This window comes from Martelella alba, from assembly GCF_005217455.1.
In the GTDB taxonomy this organism is placed as follows: domain Bacteria; phylum Pseudomonadota; class Gammaproteobacteria; order Enterobacterales; family Enterobacteriaceae; genus Acerihabitans.
On sequence record NZ_SZPQ01000118.1, the window covers coordinates 1 to 1,588 of the forward strand.

The window sequence follows — 1,588 nt, forward strand, 5'->3', positions numbered from 1 at the left end:
CAGCGAGGCGTTTAACTTGACTGTCGTCTTTCCAGATACCTGCATGTGTGAGAGCGTCAAACAGGGCTTTGAAACAGAATGGTCATAACTGCCGTCGGATTTAGTGTGGTTGCACTGGATAATGAACGGCGCCGGATTGTTGATAACGAAACGCTGAATGCCCCGGGCGATGCGTCGCAATGTGTTTTCGGCCAGCGGCCGGGTGCGCTCAAAAATCGACGGGCATGGGATAGACCAGTCGATGCATTCCGCCGCCGTGCGCCAGGGTTTCAGTTTGCCGGCCTGCACCGCAGGCGATTTCGGGTCCCCGTGCGTTATCCCCGGCCACATCACTGGCCGGCCATCGCAGCGCATCACCATGAAAAAACGTTTCCGTATGGTCGGCGCGCCGTAGTCGCAGGCGCGCAGCTCGCGATAGTCGACGTTGTACCCCAGCCCACGCACCAGTTGCTGTCCCTGTCCGCTGCTGGGGTCAACGCCGAGAAACTCGCATGCCTCGGCCAGAGCCGGATGATTTCCCGGGATTCCGCCGGAAATCATGCCGCAAAATGCCTCGAACGTTTCCCCGGCGCGGGCCGGGTCCGGCCGCTGCGAACCGTCGGCATCCGTGAGCAGTGGTCCCCACGTTTTAAATTCCTCGACGTTTTCCAGCATCATCACGCGTGGCCGGGTTTCCAGCGCCCAGCGCAGGACAATCCAGGCCAGCCCACGAATCTCTTTTTTTACCGGCTTGCTTCCTTTAGCCTTGCTGAAATGCCGGCAATCCGGGCTGAACCAGGCTAGGCCCACTGGCTGGCCGGCGGTAGCCGCTATCGGATCGATGTCGAACACGGATTCGCAATAATGCAGCGTATCGGGATGATTGGTCGTGTGCATGTCGATGGCGTTCTGGTCGTGGTTAATCGCGATATCCACACTACGCCCGACCGCCATTTCAATGCCCGTTGACGCGCCGCCGCCACCGGCAAAATTATCAACAATGATTTCCCTCATGCTGTTGCTCCCATGGCTGCGGTTAATTTTATGGTCTGTTGGATAATGGCGTCAGTTGGCGTGCCGTCGAGTTTCATGTGGTTTATGTGACTACGGATTTTGTTTTGCAGGTCGGCGGGGAGACTGCCGGCGGCCGGGACCTGGTCGAACAGGAAATAAACCTCGGCTGGCCATACGCGGTTGGCTGTTTCCGGTACCGGATCAATGTCGGGGGTCTGGATTTGAGGTTGAACGAACCGGGGCGCCATCCAGCGCATTTGCGCCAGCGCGGTTTCGCCGCGGGCGATCAGGTCGTCTCGATTGACGTACCCCATAGCTGGACCAGCCCATGTTTTATCGAAGACGGCGATCGCCCCGGCAAAAAACGCCCCGGTCGGTACCTGCTGCGCATCGGCCGGTTTAAACCAAGTCGGGACATCAAAACCAATGCGGCCGCGAATGAATGCAATATGGTCGGCGTGCTCGGGCCACCAGGTTTCCGACGTGGCCGCTTTGATGAGTACCACGTACCGGCCGCCGCGTTCCCGCATCGCCATGGTATGTTCCATGATGTGAACCATACCGGTGATGTATTGCCCCTCATGCTGACTGGCGC

Annotated in this window: 2 protein-coding genes and 1 pseudogene; all 3 read right to left on the reverse strand. The window is 58.8% G+C overall.

Annotated elements, in window-relative coordinates; genetic code table 11:
- The coding region (locus tag FCN80_RS27575; protein ID WP_373880369.1) for a hypothetical protein at positions 1-64 on the reverse strand (64 nt) is incomplete at its 3' end.
- Between the two features lie 575 nt (positions 65-639).
- A pseudogene (locus FCN80_RS27580) lies at positions 640-993 on the reverse strand (DNA cytosine methyltransferase); the annotation flags it as partial.
- Positions 990-1,553: a DNA N-6-adenine-methyltransferase gene (locus FCN80_RS27585; protein ID WP_373880370.1), complete on the reverse strand. Its 564-nt coding sequence runs from the start codon at positions 1,551-1,553 to the stop codon at positions 990-992. The pseudogene FCN80_RS27580 and the gene FCN80_RS27585, both read right to left, overlap by 4 nt.
- Positions 1,554-1,588 lie beyond the last annotated feature (35 nt).

Bases quoted from the DNA above. Each gene is read 5' to 3' on its own strand.
- FCN80_RS27585 (WP_373880370.1), bottom strand. From the start codon at position 1,553: ATGGTTCACATCATGGAACATACCATGGCGATGCGGGAACGCGGCGGC.